The following is a 16,631-nucleotide window of genomic DNA, read 5'->3' as shown; positions in this document are numbered from 1 at the left end:
CGTGTTCCGAAAAAGATTTCGAACGAAGAAATTCCGAAAAAAGGGGCCTCTTCCCACCCGAAAAGTATTTCTCTATTCATTTATCCTTTTCATCATTTCAAGCATCATGACTCTTTGGTACGTGGACAAATCGATCGAACCCGTGATCATGAGTGTAGCCGAATATGAAATCAAACGGATTGCAACCGAAACGATTCATGAATCGGTTGATGAGAATATAGCCAAGGTTGACATGAACAAAATCATCACCAACAACAAGGGTGGTGATGACTCCAGTTCTTCCTATAGCTTCAATCCAGTCATATATAGTGAATTGCGGGCTAACATCACGAAGGATATTCAAAAGAAGCTTGGCATCAAACAGGGAAACCCTTTTAAAACAGGTTCAGCCAAAATAAATGATGAACAATATAAAAGTGTGGTGTATTATATACCATTTGGTGTCGTAACCGGGAATAACCTCCTTTCCAATTACGGACCTGAAATCCCAGTGAAAATGTCAGTCATCGGGAATGTTGAATCCGATTTAAGGACAAAACTGACAAACGCAGGCATCAATAATGTTTATTATGAATTGATCGTGGACTTTGATGTCAATATTCAAATCGTCATCCCCTCTTTCACGAAGGAGACCAAGGTGAGCCAGGAAGTGACAGTCGGAAGCCTGCTGATCGAAGGTGATGTTCCAAGTTATTTCAGTAACGGAAACGGTTCGGTTGCACCTGCCATCATGAAGGAAAACAAGGAATGAAAAAACCAGCTTATCCTTGAGGTTAGGCTGGTTCTTGTATATCGAGACATTTCATGATGAGCAGTTGCAGGTTTTTATTCAAGTCCACTTCGTAGGGCTCTTTTATCTGCTCGCCATCTTCTTCAAGTATCCTTATCATGGGGCGGTCTCCTATCCCTTCATTTTGAGAGGATACTACCCCTTTCCTCCCATCATTCAATTCGACGGATAGACCATTGGGATAAATGGCAACAGCCCTGCGGAAAGCTTCGATGATCGTATTGTCGAACTTTTTCCCGACTCCTGCATAAAGGACTTCCAATCCCTGATGCGGCAGCATGGCCTTACGGTAAACCCGATTGGAAGTAACGGCATCAAACACATCGGCAACGGCAATGATCTTGCCGAAATAATGGATTTCATCCCCTTTTATCCCACGGGGATATCCAGATCCATCTAACCTTTCATGATGCTGATAGGCACAATTCGCAACTAAAAGTGGAACCGTATGAACATTTTTAATTAGATGAAATCCGTAATCGGCATGTTTTTGGATTTGTTCAAACTCCTTTTCCGTCAGCTTACCGGGTTTACGGAGGACTTCCAAAGGCACGAGCATTTTGCCGACATCATGTAAAATCGCTCCAAGCCCAAGGATTTCGAGATTCTTATCATTGATATTCAATTCCACCCCTATCGCCAAGGTATATAAGGTCACATTGAAGGAATGTGTGAAGATATAGTCATCGTATGTATAAACGTCGGCCAATAAAGTCATTAGCTCTTTATTCCTTTTCAGCTCGCCCATGATGTTCCGGACTATTTGAGTTAATTTGACGTTAGCCTGCTCTATCGTGAATGATCCATCCAGGTTCATTTTATTTTTCATGTCCAGGAAAGTGGTTTCAATTGTTTTAATGGCTTCTCTTCTAAGTTTCCCGGAAACTGGGGGCTTTGGAATAATGTCATCCGTCCTGGAATCTTGAATGTAAACAAAGGGAATATTAAGGGAAACCAGTCGATTGATCATCTTCTGCGTTAATGTAAGGCCCTCGCACAATAGGATATGGCCCTGCTCATTATAGATGTTTTTACCGAGCCTTGCTCCAGGTCTTAGGGACTTTGTAATAGCTAGCCTCATACTTGTACTCCGTTTCCCCATTCAATATTTGTAATTCATACCGATTCTTTCCTTTTTAAGTTTTATCGGAACATATTTTTATAAATGAATCCGTTAGAACATATTTATTGAAAAAATATCAGCATTTACTTTGGTAAAAAAAATAAGGCCCCCTCCGGAAGAAAGAAAGCCCACCTTTTCAAATCATTTTGATTAATGCCTCTTTACCAATCATTCCTGGATGTATGCCCTTTTCAACAGCCTCCCAGGTAACTGATTCAAGCGGCGCTTCCAATAACTCTTCAATCGATTTAACCCCTGTGGCCCTCCCTGCAAGGATTTTACGATCTCTCAATTTATCGTTCAGCAGTCCAACATCTAACGCACCGCACATTATATACCCCTTTTCGGACGCGACAGCAAGTAAATTCGTTTTCGGCAGTCGGACAGAAATGGCTAGGAATGTATGATTATCAAGAATTATTGGGATCATGTTAATCAATTGGTTTCGCCCCTTCCTTCCCCATACTTTATGAAAAAAAGGGCAAAACCGTGATTTTGTATCAGGGGTTCGTGTATATTTTTTTCAGCTTCCATAAAAGGATATCCCGTAAGAATTCCGGCAGTAAGTATTCTTTGCAATTGGAGCGATGGATACTTGGAAAGAAGTGCCCGAACGTGAACATATCAGGTATTGCCAATTTATAGGACTTATCCGCCTGCAGTTTCTCTCCTTTTATAAGGATCTCTTTTACGATTCCATTCTCCATTTCGTTAAATTCAATTTGATCATAATGCATGGCTCCCATGATTTTTCCGCGGAAACCGAAACCTTTCACCTGAATATGAGGCCACTCTTCATTTCTCGATTGCATTAAGATTTCCTTTAATTCATTCCCATCGACTTCAACTACGCACGGATTGATGGGATGTGGGCAGATTCTGTGAATATCTCCTTTTGTGACAGGTCCCTTCGGAAGCCCTTCGAGCAGAAGACCTGCATTCAAAAAGGAACAATCCGCCTGACTCCACTCCCTTAGGGCCTCAACAAGAATTTCCGTCAAAGGACTTCGTTTGAACCATTCATTATCCAGTGCCATCGGTAAGTGCACAGCAACCTGTTTTAGCGATTCCCCCCCGGCCTGGTATATTTCTTCAATCCATGAACGTTCATTCTCCAATTCCAAAAAATCATTGGTATCATAAAGAATGGCTCTCTTCTGGCTAATTTTCTTTTCCTGATTGACGGTCATTTCCACCTGTCCAACAAAAAAACCATATTTCCCTGCCCCGCAAAGGAGTGTGTCATTGATCAATTTACCTTGGTGGAGGATGTGGTGGGTATGCGCGCCAAGTATAATGTCAATCTCCGGAAAGTCCCTTGCCATCCTCTCATCATCATTGATGCCCAGGTGGGAAAGGATGATGATTACATCCGCCTCTGTTTTGACCCTTTCGAGCTGTGCCTGTAACTCCATGAATGGTTCCGTTATTTCCCAGCCCATCGCAGAATAAAACTTTTGAAAAAAGGCTGTCAAACCTATCATCGCGATTTTGGTGCCTTTTACCGTTGTATGTATCCAAAATGGAAGCGCCCATTCCGGCCTTTCATTATCACCATAATAAATATTGGCTGCCAAGACCTTGAACCTTGCTTGATCATATAAGGAGTCCAATGCATCATGAGGTAAAGTGATCCCTTCGTTATTGCCGATGGTCACATATTGGTAGCCCGCTTCATTAAGCAGTTCAATATTCCCTTTACCCAACGTACCTTCTGTATATGGATGCCAGCGGTCCACATGATCGCCTATATCCAGTATGATCGCTTCTTCTCCCGTTTCTTGATGAAGTTGTCTTCTTTCTTTAAGAAACTTATCAATACGAGGCCAATTCTCAAAATGACTATGGAGATCATTGGTGTGATACAAATGAATGATTTCTGACATCATTTTTCCTCCTCGTTTATCCTGTAATGCCTTGATATATTAGACGTAAACCAATGATTATCAGCACTATTTTCAATATATTTTCCAGCGATGCACTCTTTAGGCGCGTATTTATGAATGCGCCCAATTTAGCACCGAACCACGCACCCGGAATCAGGGCAAAAGCATATGGCCAATTTACATTTCCAAGGGAAATATGCGTAATCGAATTAGTGATGGAAGATAGAAATACCATGAACATCGAAGTCGCTACAGCCATATGCGGAGGGAAGAAGAAAAGAAGCATCATGACGGGTACCATTAAGGCTCCGCCGCCAATTCCAAATAACCCGGAGCTGAATCCCACGACAAAAGAAATAAATACAGCTAACAGGGGGTGGTAACCATAGGAAAATGAATGTCCATTTTCGGTTTTATACGTTTTCACTATTTTCCCTTTTCCAGGCTTGAAAAGCATGGGCTTCAAACGATTTTTCACTAATAACACGATGGCCATGAAAACCATGAAAATTCCAAAGTACAATGAAAAAGCTTCGGCGTTAAGGTTTTTATTCACATAGGCCCCCATTATTCCACCAGGTGCACTGCCAATGAAAAAGATTAAGCCGGCCTTATAATCCACCACCTTATGTTTTAAATAAGATAGAGTGGAAGATAAGCCGGTAAAAATCATGATTACGGTTGAAACACCAACGGCGACCTGTGGAGTCAGCTCATCGATAATATTTGTAGATGTTCCTAAATATAAAAGGGAAGGCACAATGATGATGCCGCCTCCCAGACCGACAAGAGCGCCGATTGATCCCGCTAATAATCCAATACCCACTAATACTAACCATACCATGAAAAAATCCGCCTTTACCTGTTTGTGAGGATATTGCCTCTACTAGCTTGTCACATCATCTCATTATTCATTATATAATTCCTCTTAAAACAAACCAAGCTGCTTAGGAGCCAGCCCTTCATATTCTATACCAAGCAACTCAATCATCTGTTTGGCATTATCAGCGGCATCCCCGCCCGAGTTATTATTGAACAGGACATATAACTCCTTGGATTCCTTTTCCAATATCCTGATTTTCTCCGCCCATTCAGTCAATTCCTGATGATTATATCGATATAGGTACCTGACCTCACGCCAATTATCCCCCGAAGCAGGCCTTTGCCAGCCATGCAGGTTACGGCCATGAAAGCGTACCAAGGTTTTATCTTTATCGGTGGCATGCAAAACGACAGGAATGGATCCCTCACCAGCCTGCGGCTCATCGCATACAGTATGGATCCAGCCTTCCTTTTCGATGAAATCCAAAGTTGGCTGAATTACGTTGGGCCTGTACCAGCTTTGATTTCTGAACTCTATGGCAACTGGGATATCGCCCATTTCAGCTTTGCACCATCGCAGATAATTCACATTTTCACGTTTACAATCAAACCATGGCGGAAACTGAAATAAGACCATCGCGAGCTTGCCGGACTTCCGATATGCTTCTAGTGAGTCGCAAAACGCCTTGAACATCTCCTTCTTACTTTCAAATGGGATTTCCCCACGTTGATGTCCTGTCATCCCTTGGTAGGCTTTAACGACAAACTGGAATGATGCTGGCGTATCGGATACCCATTTTTCACTGTTCCTCTTTGGCTGGACTGCATAGAATGAGGCATCCACCTCCACAATGGGAAAATGAGCGCCGTACTCTTTGAGTTTTTCACGTTGGGAAACACCTCCATGATATAAACTATCATGATCACCCCAACCGGTCACACCAACATAAATCATCTGCATCATCACTCCTTTGGGACAGGACCATTTCCTGACTTCTTCTTTTATTATTTTTTACCCTTATTGAGCCATATCTAATCTTCCGTATAAGGGTGTGGAATATCAAAACAAAAAGCCTGCCAGTCATGCCCGGCAGGCTTTTGTATGAATGGTTATTCTAAATCGCCTTACAGGCAGGCCAGTCGGTTATTATCCGATGGAGCCTTCCATTTCGAACTTGATCAAACGGTTCATTTCAACCGCATATTCCATTGGAAGTTCTTTTGTAAATGGTTCGATGAATCCCATTACGATCATTTCCGTTGCTTCTTGCTCAGAAATCCCGCGGCTCATCAAGTAGAACAATTGTTCTTCAGATACTTTGGAAACCTTCGCTTCGTGTTCAAGGGAAATGTTATCATTCAAGATTTCATTGTAAGGGATCGTATCAGATGTAGACTGATTATCCATGATTAATGTATCACATTCAATGTTGGAACGAGCTCCATCCGCTTTACGTCCGAAATGAACGATACCACGGTATGTTACTTTACCGCCCTGTTTAGAAATTGATTTTGATACAATCGTCGAAGATGTATTTGGCGCTAGGTGAATCATTTTCGCTCCAGCGTCTTGGTGTTGGCCTTTTCCTGCAATGGCAATCGATAATGTCATACCGCGAGCGCCTTCACCTTTTAAGATGACAGCAGGATATTTCATTGTCAATTTGGAACCGATGTTACCATCAATCCATTCCATTGTTGCATTAGCGTCACAAACCGCACGTTTCGTAACCAGGTTAAACACGTTGTTTGCCCAGTTTTGGATCGTCGTGTAACGGCAGTAAGCATCTTTCTTGATGACAATTTCAACAACTGCACTATGAAGGGAGTTCGTTGTATAAACAGGAGCTGTACAACCTTCTACATAATGAACGGATGCGCCTTCATCAACAATGATTAGCGTACGTTCGAATTGCCCCATGTTTTCAGAGTTGATCCGGAAATAAGCTTGAAGCGGAGTATCCACTTTAACGCCTTTCGGTACATAGATGAATGACCCGCCTGACCAAACTGCCGAATTCAATGCAGAGAATTTATTGTCAGTAGGTGGGATCGTTTTCCCGAAATGCTCACGGAAGATATCTTCATTTTCACGAAGTGCTGAGTCCGTATCTTTAAACACGATACCCAAGTCTTCCAATTCTACTTTCATGCTGTGGTAAACCACTTCAGATTCATATTGGGCAGATACACCGGCAAGGTATTTTTGTTCGGCTTCAGGAATTCCCAATTTATCAAAAGTCTGTTTGATTTCATCAGGAACTTCATCCCAAGACTTCTCTGATTTCTCTGATGGCTTAACATAGTATGTGATTTCATCAAAGTTCAGGCTCTGCATGTCGCCGCCCCATTGAGGCATTGGCATGTTGTAAAAATGCTCCAATGATTTCAAACGGAAATCAAGCATCCATTGCGGTTCATCCTTCATTCGAGAAATTTCTTCCACGATTTCTTTTGTCAGACCACGCTTTGAACGGAAGATGGAAACATCTTTATCCGCAAAGCCATATTTATAATCGCCGATATCAGGCATTTTCTTTGCCATAGCTCGTATTCCTCCATTTCAAATGGCTGAATTACAACAGCTCATTTTAATTTAATTATTCCTTCAATCCCTTTTCCATGGCTTTCCAAGCTAGGGTAGCACACTTGATTCGGGCAGGAAATTTAGAAACACCCTGAAGGGCTTCAATATCCCCAAGGTCCATCTCATCGTCGTATTCTTTTCCTTGAATCATTAAGGAAAAAGTCTCGGACATCGCTAGAGCAGTATCAACGTCTTTGCCCTTAATGGCTTGCGTCATCATGGAAGCCGAACTCATGGATATCGAACAACCATCACCATCGAATTTAACATCGCTGACCTTGCCATCTTCAATCTTCATCGTTAAACGAATCCGATCGCCGCAAGTAGGATTATTCATATCGATTGTCATGCTTCCATCTTCTAGCATGCCCTTATTACGAGGTTTCTTATAGTGATCCATAATGACTTGACGGTAAAGTGTATCAAGGTTATCAAAAGACATTACTGAAATACTCCTTCGTTTTAACAAGCCCGGACACAAGCTTATCAATATCTTCTTCCGTGTTATATAGATAGAAACTTGCTCTTGCTGTTGCTGATACGTCAAGCCATTTCATTAATGGCTGTGCGCAGTGGTGACCGGCACGGACAGCAATTCCATCTGCATCAAGAACGGTAGCGACATCATGTGGATGTACGTCATCAATATTAAAGGTTATTACACCAGCACGCTTTTCTGCATCTTTAGGACCGTAAATGGTCAGCCCTTCAACTGCTGACATTTTCTCCATTGCATATGCGGCGAGCTTATGTTCATGCCGTTCAATATTATCCAAACCGATTTCCTCCAAGAAATCAATGGCAGCCCCCATGCCGATGGCGCCGGCGATGATTGGAGTACCGCCTTCGAATTTCCACGGGAGTTCTTTCCATGTAGACTCATACAAACCTACAAAATCAATCATCTCTCCGCCGAACTCGATCGGTTCCATTTTTTCCAGAAGATCTTTCTTGCCATATAATGCGCCGATGCCTGTTGGACCGACCATTTTATGACCTGAGAAGGCAAAGAAATCACAATCCAAATCACGGACATCCACTTTTAGATGCGGCGTGCTTTGTGCCCCGTCGACTACCATTACAGCATTGTGATCATGGGCAATTTGGGCGATTTCCTTCACAGGATTGATAACGCCAAGCACATTCGAAACCTGCATGATGGACACGATTTTCGTGGCTTCCGTAATTGTAGCCCTCGCATCGTCAACGGAAATCGTGCCATCCTCCTGAAGCGGAATATACTTCAATACAGCGCCTTTTTCTTTGGCAAGCTGCTGCCACGGAATGATATTACTGTGATGCTCCATGTAAGAGATGACGATTTCGTCACCCTCTTTAATATTTGCACCACCGTAACTTCTTGCTACAGTATTTAAAGCAGTCGTTGTGCCTCTGGTAAAGATGATTTCTTCTGTAGAAGAAGCATTAATGAATTTACGTACCTTTTCACGAGCACCTTCATACGCATCCGTAGCTTTTGTTCCTAGTGTATGCACCCCGCGGTGAACATTCGAGTTATAACCGCGGTAATATTGCTCAATCGCTTCAATCACTGCAGCCGGTTTTTGAGAGGTTGCAGCACTATCTAAATAAACTAATGGCTGACCATTGACTTCTTGATCTAATATTGGAAAAAGCTTACGAATTTCGTATGGGTTCATTACTGTACTTTCCTTTCAATGACCGCTACTAATTGTTTTTTGACTCCCTCAATTGGAAGCTCGTTAACAACAGGGGCCAAGAATCCGTGAATGACAAGTCTTTCTGCTTCTTTCTTTGTAATACCACGGCTCATTAAATAATACAGTTGAAGCGGATCGACACGGCCGACGGAAGCAGCATGGCCAGCCGTTACATCATCTTCATCGATCAAGAGGATCGGATTGGCGTCTCCGCGTGCTTTTTCACTTAACATCAATACGCGTGACTCCTGTTCGGCATTGGCCTTTGTAGCTCCATACTCTATTTTCCCGATTCCATTAAAAATGGAGGATGCGGATTCTTTCATGACACCGTGCTTAAGGATATAACCCTCAGAGCGTTTGCCATAATGAATGATGGCTGTCGTGAAGTTCTGCTTTTGTTCCCCGCGTCCGACTACAACGGTTTTTGTATCACCGTGAGAGCCATCGCCCATTAGATATGTTGTATTATCTGAAATCGTATTTCCGTCGTTCATCAGGCCAAGCGCCCACTCAATACGTGCGTCACGTCCTGCCACTCCACGGCGGTTAACATATGTCGTGAAGCCTTTTGAAAGGGTATCGACCGCACCATATTGGACTTTGGCATTCGCATTTGCAAATACTTCAGTTACGATGTTGGCAACACCTTCGTTAGACTCAACGGTTGAGAAGTAGTTCTCTACATATGTGACAGAGCTATTATCTTCAGCTACGATCAAGACATGGTTGAAAAGTGTAGTATCTGGATTATCCAAAAGGAATACCGATTGAATCGGCTCTTTGATTTCTACATTTTTCGGAACATAAAGGAATGCTCCCCCATTAACCAATGCAGCATGAAGTGCTGTTAAACGATGCTCATCTATTTTAACGCCGTCTTTCATGAAATATTTTTGCACGAGCTCAGCATGATCGCGGGCCGCTGATAAAATATCCGTAAAAATGACGCCTTGTTCTTTCACACTTGCTGACAGATTGATATGTGCCGGCGTATTATTGCGTTGGATGTATAAGTTTTCATTTTCTTCAATGATGGACTTAATTTCTTCCGGAAGCTCCTCTAAAGAGGCAAAAGCTTCACTCTCAACCGTATGAGTTTGGAAAGAAGTGAAATTCCATTTATCGATTTTCGTTTTATCCGGCTTTGGCATCGGGAGCTTTTCTAATTCAGAAAACGCTTGAATCCGAAGCTCGGATAGCCAAGCTGGATCATTATTTTTAGTTGAATAGGAGCTTATATCCTCTTGTTCAAACGGTAATTTCGTTTCTGTAGTCATTGCAAATCCTCCTACTTACGCTTCTTCGCCAACAGTTTCGTCTTCAATGCCCAATTCTTGTTTAATCCAGTCATAACCTTCCGCTTCCAAGCGGGCAGCAAGTTCAGGACCGCCTGATTTTACGACACGTCCTTGCATCATTACATGTACAAAATCAGGAGTGATGTAATTTAATAGACGTTGGTAGTGAGTGATGATCAAGCATCCAAAGTCTTCTCCGCGCATTTCGTTGATTCCTTTTGAAACGACTTTAAGTGCATCGATATCTAGACCTGAATCAATCTCATCCAAGATTGCAATTTTAGGTTGGATCATCATTAATTGAAGGATCTCGTTGCGTTTTTTCTCTCCGCCTGAGAAACCTTCATTTAAATAGCGTTGCGCCATATCTTCATCCATTTCAAGGAATTCCATTTTTTGGTCCATTTGACGGATGAATTTCATCAATGAAATTTCATCGCCTTCTTCACGGCGTGCGTTAATGGAAGAACGTAAGAAGTCTGCATTTGTAACACCGCTGATTTCACTTGGATATTGCATAGCTAGGAATAGACCGACACGAGCGCGCTCGTCTACTTCCATCTCCAATACATCTTCACCATCGAATGTGATGCTTCCGCTAGTTACCTCATATTTAGGGTGACCCATGATTGCTGATGATAAAGTTGATTTACCAGTTCCATTTGGTCCCATGATCGCATGGATTTCTCCACCTTTAACTTCAAGGTTTACCCCTTTTAAAATCTCTTTGCCTTCAATTGATACGTGCAGATCTTTAACCGTTAATGTAGAAGCTGACATAATAATACCTCCGTGAACTAATTCCAATTTTATTACCAGAAAGTAAAGATTACTTTCATTACTATAATTTACGTAAAAGCATTCTCACTTTATTCTCATTCCAATTTTATAACAAATCCAATTTAGAATCAACTAAATAGATATGGGTTTCCACTTCGGCCATGTTAAAAACCTGTCCCATTCTTACAATACTAACAGATATGGCCTGTTTACTGCATATTCATACTTATTTTAGCTTTTGTTAAAATTATCTTATTATTCGGCAAATCTTCGTCCTTAATACTATATGTTCAAAGGATTCGATTGCAAGGTATGAACGTTCCGCTTAAAAAGAAAAAAATCGGACTGTCAGGTATTATGTAAGTTTATCCAATAAGGAAATCCTTATTTTATGGACCACTTTCCATTTTACCTCTACAGACCGATCTTTTAAAGAACTCTTTTATATGCTTAGCCGTGAATTTTGCGTTGTAGGTCCTGGACCATTTTGTTGCACTTTACATGTTCCCTATCCCGTTCTTTCTCAACCTCGATACGGAGGTCTAAATCTCTGCTGTACTCACTGTAGCCAATCCCATGTGAAGACTGCATCGCCTTTTCCATTTCGCTTGTTACATTTAAATCCAGAGTATTGATAGTGAACCATCCTTTCAAATTTGTGTATCATTTTTCACCTTCATTATCTCTATACCCTTTCCTTTCCTGATTAAACATGAAAGGAGTAAACTAAACCGCAGACTGAAACAACCTGGATCATCATTAACCGAACTTATAGAAGTGAAGCACTTTATCACGGAAATCCTAACCGGCATTGAACGGAAATAGAATGTAGGTGAAAGTGATTCTATTCTGATTGTGTAGTCTTAGTGGATTGGAACGGAAGGTACGAGACTCTTGAGGGAAAAGCGAGTGCCTGAAGCGGAAAGTAACGTTCAAATTTTTAAAACCTAAAAATCTAAAAAACTGTAGACAAACTAAAAATCATGAGCGACGCATTATGTAAAAGCTGAACGGACAAACCAGCTCGCTTATTCATTTATGCTTCAGCAGACCGTAACGGATTTGTGTTGGGACGATAGTAACACCCGGAAATACTCGATTAAGAGCCTCTGATTGAACAAGTGATTAAGAAAGCTGGAAAACCTGAAGCTGTTGACCCAGATTCCGCAACCATGGCTATGCGTAATATGAGCGTTTTGGTTGTTATCCCTGTCCATCGGCACTCAATAACAAATATAGAGGGCTATAATGATTAAATCCAATAACAAAAAGGTTTCGGAATGAGACCATTCCGAAACCTTTTTAAACTGCTACCTGAATTAAATCAGGCCGCCATTCTCGAATTATTTATCCGCCGGTACAACTGCACCTTTGTATTCTTTAAGAATGAAATCTTGAATTTCTTTAGAATGCAATACTTCTACAAGCGCTTTGATTGCTTCTTTATTTTCGTCACCTTTGTTTACGGCAATGACATTCACATAAGGTGATTCGGAATCCTCAATCGCAATTGAATCTTTAAGCGGATTCAAACCGGCGTCTATTGCATAGTTGGAGTTGATCAAGACTGCATCGCCTTCGCCGCTCTCATAAATTTTAGGAAGCAGGGCCGCTTCATAATCTGCATCGAATTTAAGGTTTTTCTTATTTTCAACGATGTCTTTCGTTGTAGCCGTCGTTTTATCGATGCCTTCTTTCAAAGTGATCAGGCCATTCTTTTCCAAAAGGGATAATGCGCGTCCATGATCAGCAACAGAGCTGCTCATAATAATTGTTGCACCTTCCGGAAGTTTATCAATGCTTTTATATTTTTGTGAATATAGAGCAATCGGCTCGATATGGATTCCGCCAGCATTGACGAAGTCATATCCATTTTCTTTAATTTGCCCCTCTAAATATGGAATGTGTTGAAAGTAGTTAGCATCCAATTCCTTATCATTCAACGCCTTATTCGGTAAAACATAGTCCTGGAACGTTTCAATTTCCAAATCGATTCCTTTTTCTTTAAGAAGCGGTTTAGCTTCCTCAAGGATTTCTGCATGAGGAACATTGGATGCCCCTACAACTATTTTCTTCGATTCTTTATCCGTATCGCTGCCGCTTTTATCCTTTTCACTTCCACAAGCAGCCAAAGCGATAGATAACACTAAGATTAATGCAAATCCTAAAAACTTTTTCATCCTATTCATCTCCCTTTATCTTTTGTCCAATTTAGATGTAATCACATCTCCAATAATTTGAATTATGAAGACGATAATTAGAATAACGATCGTCGCTACAAGCGTAACGTCATTTTGATTTCTTTGATAGCCTTCCAAATAGGCTAGATTACCAAGCCCGCCTGCGCCGATGACCCCGGCCATTGCGGTATATCCAACCAATGCAATCGATGTTACCGTAATCCCGGAAATAAGGGCAGGCATCGACTCTGGAAGAAGGACCTTCCAAATGATCGTGCTCGTTTTTGCCCCCATCGATTTAGCGGCTTCAATTACACCTTTATCGATTTCACGAAGGCCGATTTCAACCATACGCGCATAAAATGGTGCCGCTCCGATAATGAGTGCCGGCAGTGCAGCGTTCTCACCGATCATGGAACCGACAAGCGCTTTAGTGAAAGGAATGAGCAGCACAATCAAAATAAGAAATGGAATGGAACGGAATATATTGACGACAGCACTCATGATTCCGTTGACAGCCCGGTTTTGCCACATATTACCTTTTCCTGTCAAGAAAAGGATCAATCCTAGTATTATGCCTATAAAAAAGGTTGCCACTACAGAGACGCTTGTCATGTAAAGCGTTTCTTTCGTAGCTTCAATGATGTCTTCCCAATCAACATTCGGCAATAATTCTTCAAGCATGAGTAATCACCTCCACGCCTACCTGCTGTGCTTTAATGAATTCGATTGCGCGGAGCATTTCATCCTCTTTGCCATCTAGGTGGATAAACAATGTTCCATATGAACCGCTTCTTGTTTGGGATATCTTACCTTGAACGATATTGACATCCAACTCGAAGTTACGTACAAGCTTGGTAATCAATGGGCTTTCTGCATGATCGCCTACAAAGGTCAATTGAATCACTTTGCCTGCTGGATAGCGTTCGAGCAAATGGTCCATCGTTTCTTTCGTTTCTTCCGGTTCCGTTACCTGTTGCACGAAACGCTTCGTCATTTGTTCTTTAGGATTCTTGAAGACATCCAGGACAGGACCTTGTTCAACAACCTGCCCGCTTTCCATCACGGCGACGCGATGGCAGATTTTACGTATTACATGCATTTCATGCGTAATCAAGACGATCGTCAATCCCAAACGCTGATTGATGTCAACAAGCAATTCGAGTATGGAGTCGGTAGTCTGCGGGTCCAATGCAGAAGTCGCTTCATCACACAGCAGCACTTTAGGGTCATTTGCCAGAGCCCTGGCTATTCCCACCCTTTGCTTTTGCCCTCCGCTTAATTGCGAAGGATAGGCCTTTTCCCTGCCTTCAAGTCCGACTAACTTGATCAATTCGTTCACACGCTTGGTGCGTTCCGGTTTAGAAACTCCTGCAATTTCCAACGGGAAAGATATATTCTCCTGAACGGTCCTTGACCACAATAGATTGAAATGTTGGAAAATCATGCTGATTTCTTGGCGGGCCTTACGAAGCTGAGCCCCTTTAATTTTTGAAATTTCCTTTTCAGCCACCACAACGGATCCCTCTGTCGGTGTTTCCAATCCATTGAGCATTCTGATCAAAGTACTTTTCCCCGCTCCACTGTAACCGATGATCCCGAAAATCTCGCCTTTATTTATTTCAACATTCACATTATTTACAGCCTTGATCGTCTCACTGTTTCCTTTTCCTGTTCGGAACAGCTTACTGACTTTCGTCAATGTAATCATTAACCCTCACCTCTTTTATCCAATAAAACCTATGAACTTAGTTGATTTCTCTACATTATTAGTCTGTTCTTCCCATCATGTAAAAGTTTTCTCAATTAAAATAGAAAAAACCTTTCTGCATGAGCAGAAAGGCAGGTGAAGAAACAGGCCTTCCTCTCATCTTCCAAAGTGATTAAACTTTGTGTGAATTGGCACCTTTCCAAGGAAATCTCCTTGTCGGTTGCCGGGTTTCATCGGGCACATCCCTCCACCTCTCTTGATAAGAGCTAATATATAGAATATTTAAATATCATTAAGTTCTTTAGTATGTTGAAATTTTATCATAGATAAAAAAAGAGCGCAATGTATATTATTTCTAGTACAAGAATGAACAGGAACTTTGCTTAAAGCGTTTTGGAAGTCAAGGAGACGATGTTCGTCGCCTTTTCAATTGCCTGCTCCAAATCTTCTATTAAGTCCTCTACATTTTCAATCCCAATCGATAAACGGACTTGATCGGCACTTACACCCGCTTTCGCAAGACCCGCCTCATTCAATTGTTGATGGGTCGTACTGGCTGGGTGGATGATCAAGCTCTTCGCATCCCCTACATTCGCCACATGGGACCATAATTCCACCGAATTGATAAGTTTTGCCCCGGCTTCGCGATTACCTTGAATCCCAAATGTGACGACAGATCCAGCTCCCTTTGGCAAATATTTATCCGCAAGGGCTTTATCGGGATGATCCTCATCACCTGGATGTGAAACCCAGGTCACGGCAGGATGGTTTTTTAAATATTGAATGACAGACTTGGTGTTTGATAGATGTTCTTTCATCCTTACATGCAGCGTTTCAAGTCCAAGCGTAAACTGGAATGCACTTTGGGCACTTAGCGCAGGGCCCAAATCACGTAGTAACTGGACTCGGGCTTTCGTTATGAATGCGGCAGGGCCAACTGCCTCGGCGTATACCAGACCGTCGTAACTTGGGTCAGGTTCCGTGAAGCCAGGGTAGTTCGGCGAGTTCCAATCGAATTTCCCTCCGTCCACGATGACACCGCCTAGCGTCGTTCCATTTCCAAGAAGCCATTTTGTAGCGGAATGGATGACAATATCCGCTCCAAAATCAATTGGTCTGCAAAGATACGGTGTCGCGAAGGTATTATCAATGATTAAAGGTATGCCTGCTTCATGGGCGATTTCCGCTACTGCTTCAATATCAAGCACCCTCAAACTTGGATTTCCGATCGTTTCAGCAAAAATGGCTTTAGTTCTTGGCGTAATCGCCCTTTTGAAGTTTTCAGGATCATCGGGAGAAACGAACTTCACTTTGATCCCATATTTAGGAAGAGTGTTTTCGAAAAGGTTATACGTACCGCCATATAATGTTGAGGCTGAAACAATTTCATCCCCTGCAGCGGCGATATTCAGGATTGAAAGTGAGATGGCGGCCATTCCGCTTGCCGTTGCCAATCCGCCGATACCGCCTTCCAATAAGGCCATTCTTTCCTCAAAAACGCTGACCGTGGGATTATGAAGCCGTGAATATATATAGCCATTCTCCTTTAGGCCAAATAAATTCGCTGCATGGTCGGTGTCCTTAAACAAGTATGCATTGCTTTGGTAGATAGGGACGGCACGGACACCTGTTTCATCAGCTTGCAGACCGCCATGAACACTCAATGTTTCGAAACGCAACTTTTTCTCTGACATATAATTTCACCTTTTTTCTATGGATTTAGTTGGATTTATATGAAATATGGCTTTTTATAAACAAAAAAACCACTT

General features: G+C 42.0%; 16 protein-coding genes and 1 riboswitch. Of the genes, 1 reads left to right on the top strand and 15 read right to left on the bottom strand.

The window, feature by feature from the left end; all coding sequences use genetic code 11:
• Position 1 precedes the first annotated feature (1 nt).
• Entirely contained in the window at positions 2–751 is a 750-nt protein-coding gene (gene yunB, locus J7I90_RS17550; protein ID WP_095390895.1) for a sporulation protein YunB, read from the top strand.
• Positions 752–773: 22 nt separating this feature from the next.
• Here yunB and J7I90_RS17545 read toward each other — a convergent pair whose 3' ends face one another.
• From J7I90_RS17545 to J7I90_RS17480, 15 genes are all read right to left on the bottom strand, one after another.
• Complete coding sequence (locus J7I90_RS17545) at positions 774–1,871, bottom strand: HD-GYP domain-containing protein (RefSeq protein WP_214773076.1); 1,098 nt, start codon at positions 1,869–1,871, stop codon at positions 774–776.
• 178 nt (positions 1,872–2,049) lie between these two features.
• Positions 2,050–2,352, bottom strand: a complete 303-nt coding sequence (locus J7I90_RS17540; protein WP_034310161.1) for a YunC family protein — start codon at positions 2,350–2,352, stop codon at positions 2,050–2,052.
• 61 nt (positions 2,353–2,413) lie between these two features.
• Positions 2,414–3,799 carry a bifunctional metallophosphatase/5'-nucleotidase gene (locus J7I90_RS17535; RefSeq protein WP_214773075.1) on the bottom strand — a complete coding sequence of 462 codons (1,386 nt, stop codon included), beginning with the start codon at positions 3,797–3,799 and terminating at the stop codon, positions 2,414–2,416.
• A 16-nt stretch (positions 3,800–3,815) separates the two neighbouring features.
• Positions 3,816–4,643, bottom strand: coding sequence for a sulfite exporter TauE/SafE family protein (locus J7I90_RS17530; RefSeq protein WP_214773074.1), 828 nt, complete (start codon positions 4,641–4,643; stop codon positions 3,816–3,818).
• Positions 4,644–4,727: 84 nt separating this feature from the next.
• Positions 4,728–5,576: a DUF72 domain-containing protein gene (locus tag J7I90_RS17525; RefSeq protein WP_214773073.1), complete on the bottom strand. Its 849-nt coding sequence runs from the start codon at positions 5,574–5,576 to the stop codon at positions 4,728–4,730.
• 192 nt (positions 5,577–5,768) lie between these two features.
• A complete protein-coding gene (sufB, locus tag J7I90_RS17520; protein ID WP_053536753.1) occupies positions 5,769–7,166 on the bottom strand; it encodes a Fe-S cluster assembly protein SufB in 1,398 nt (465 codons plus the stop codon).
• A 55-nt stretch (positions 7,167–7,221) separates the two neighbouring features.
• Positions 7,222–7,650, bottom strand: coding sequence for a Fe-S cluster assembly sulfur transfer protein SufU (gene sufU, locus J7I90_RS17515; protein WP_034310148.1), 429 nt, complete (start codon positions 7,648–7,650; stop codon positions 7,222–7,224).
• Complete coding sequence (locus J7I90_RS17510; RefSeq protein ID WP_048688225.1) at positions 7,640–8,869, bottom strand: cysteine desulfurase; 1,230 nt, start codon at positions 8,867–8,869, stop codon at positions 7,640–7,642. The genes sufU and J7I90_RS17510 overlap by 11 nt, the downstream gene beginning before the upstream one ends.
• Positions 8,869–10,170, bottom strand: coding sequence for a Fe-S cluster assembly protein SufD (gene sufD, locus J7I90_RS17505; protein WP_214773072.1), 1,302 nt, complete (start codon positions 10,168–10,170; stop codon positions 8,869–8,871). Before sufD ends, J7I90_RS17510 begins: the two co-directional genes overlap by 1 nt.
• Before the next feature lie 15 nt (positions 10,171–10,185).
• Entirely contained in the window at positions 10,186–10,971 is a 786-nt protein-coding gene (gene sufC, locus J7I90_RS17500) for a Fe-S cluster assembly ATPase SufC (protein ID WP_034310141.1), read from the bottom strand.
• A gap of 450 nt (positions 10,972–11,421) precedes the next feature.
• On the bottom strand, positions 11,422–11,562 hold the full coding sequence (locus J7I90_RS28285; protein WP_479687500.1) for a YuzK family famiily protein: 141 nt from the start codon (positions 11,560–11,562) through the stop codon (positions 11,422–11,424).
• A gap of 752 nt (positions 11,563–12,314) precedes the next feature.
• Positions 12,315–13,151, bottom strand: coding sequence for a MetQ/NlpA family ABC transporter substrate-binding protein (locus tag J7I90_RS17495; RefSeq protein WP_214773071.1), 837 nt, complete (start codon positions 13,149–13,151; stop codon positions 12,315–12,317).
• A 15-nt stretch (positions 13,152–13,166) separates the two neighbouring features.
• Positions 13,167–13,835: a methionine ABC transporter permease gene (locus tag J7I90_RS17490; RefSeq protein WP_214773070.1), complete on the bottom strand. Its 669-nt coding sequence runs from the start codon at positions 13,833–13,835 to the stop codon at positions 13,167–13,169.
• Positions 13,828–14,862 carry a methionine ABC transporter ATP-binding protein gene (locus tag J7I90_RS17485; protein ID WP_048688213.1) on the bottom strand — a complete coding sequence of 345 codons (1,035 nt, stop codon included), beginning with the start codon at positions 14,860–14,862 and terminating at the stop codon, positions 13,828–13,830. Before J7I90_RS17485 ends, J7I90_RS17490 begins: the two co-directional genes overlap by 8 nt.
• Before the next feature lie 153 nt (positions 14,863–15,015).
• Positions 15,016–15,128, bottom strand: a riboswitch (SAM riboswitch).
• A 117-nt stretch (positions 15,129–15,245) separates the two neighbouring features.
• The gene (locus tag J7I90_RS17480; protein WP_214773069.1) at positions 15,246–16,556 is read right to left on the bottom strand and encodes an O-acetylhomoserine aminocarboxypropyltransferase/cysteine synthase family protein; all 1,311 of its coding nucleotides are present in this window, start codon (positions 16,554–16,556) and stop codon (positions 15,246–15,248) included.
• Positions 16,557–16,631: the final 75 nt, after the last annotated feature.

It is taken from the genome of Bacillus sp. ISL-57, assembly GCF_018613135.1.
Taxonomy (GTDB): Bacteria; Bacillota; Bacilli; order Bacillales; family DSM-1321; genus Peribacillus; species Peribacillus frigoritolerans.
Note: the sequence above shows the minus strand (reverse complement) of the source record. Positions and strands in the feature narration are given on the sequence as shown.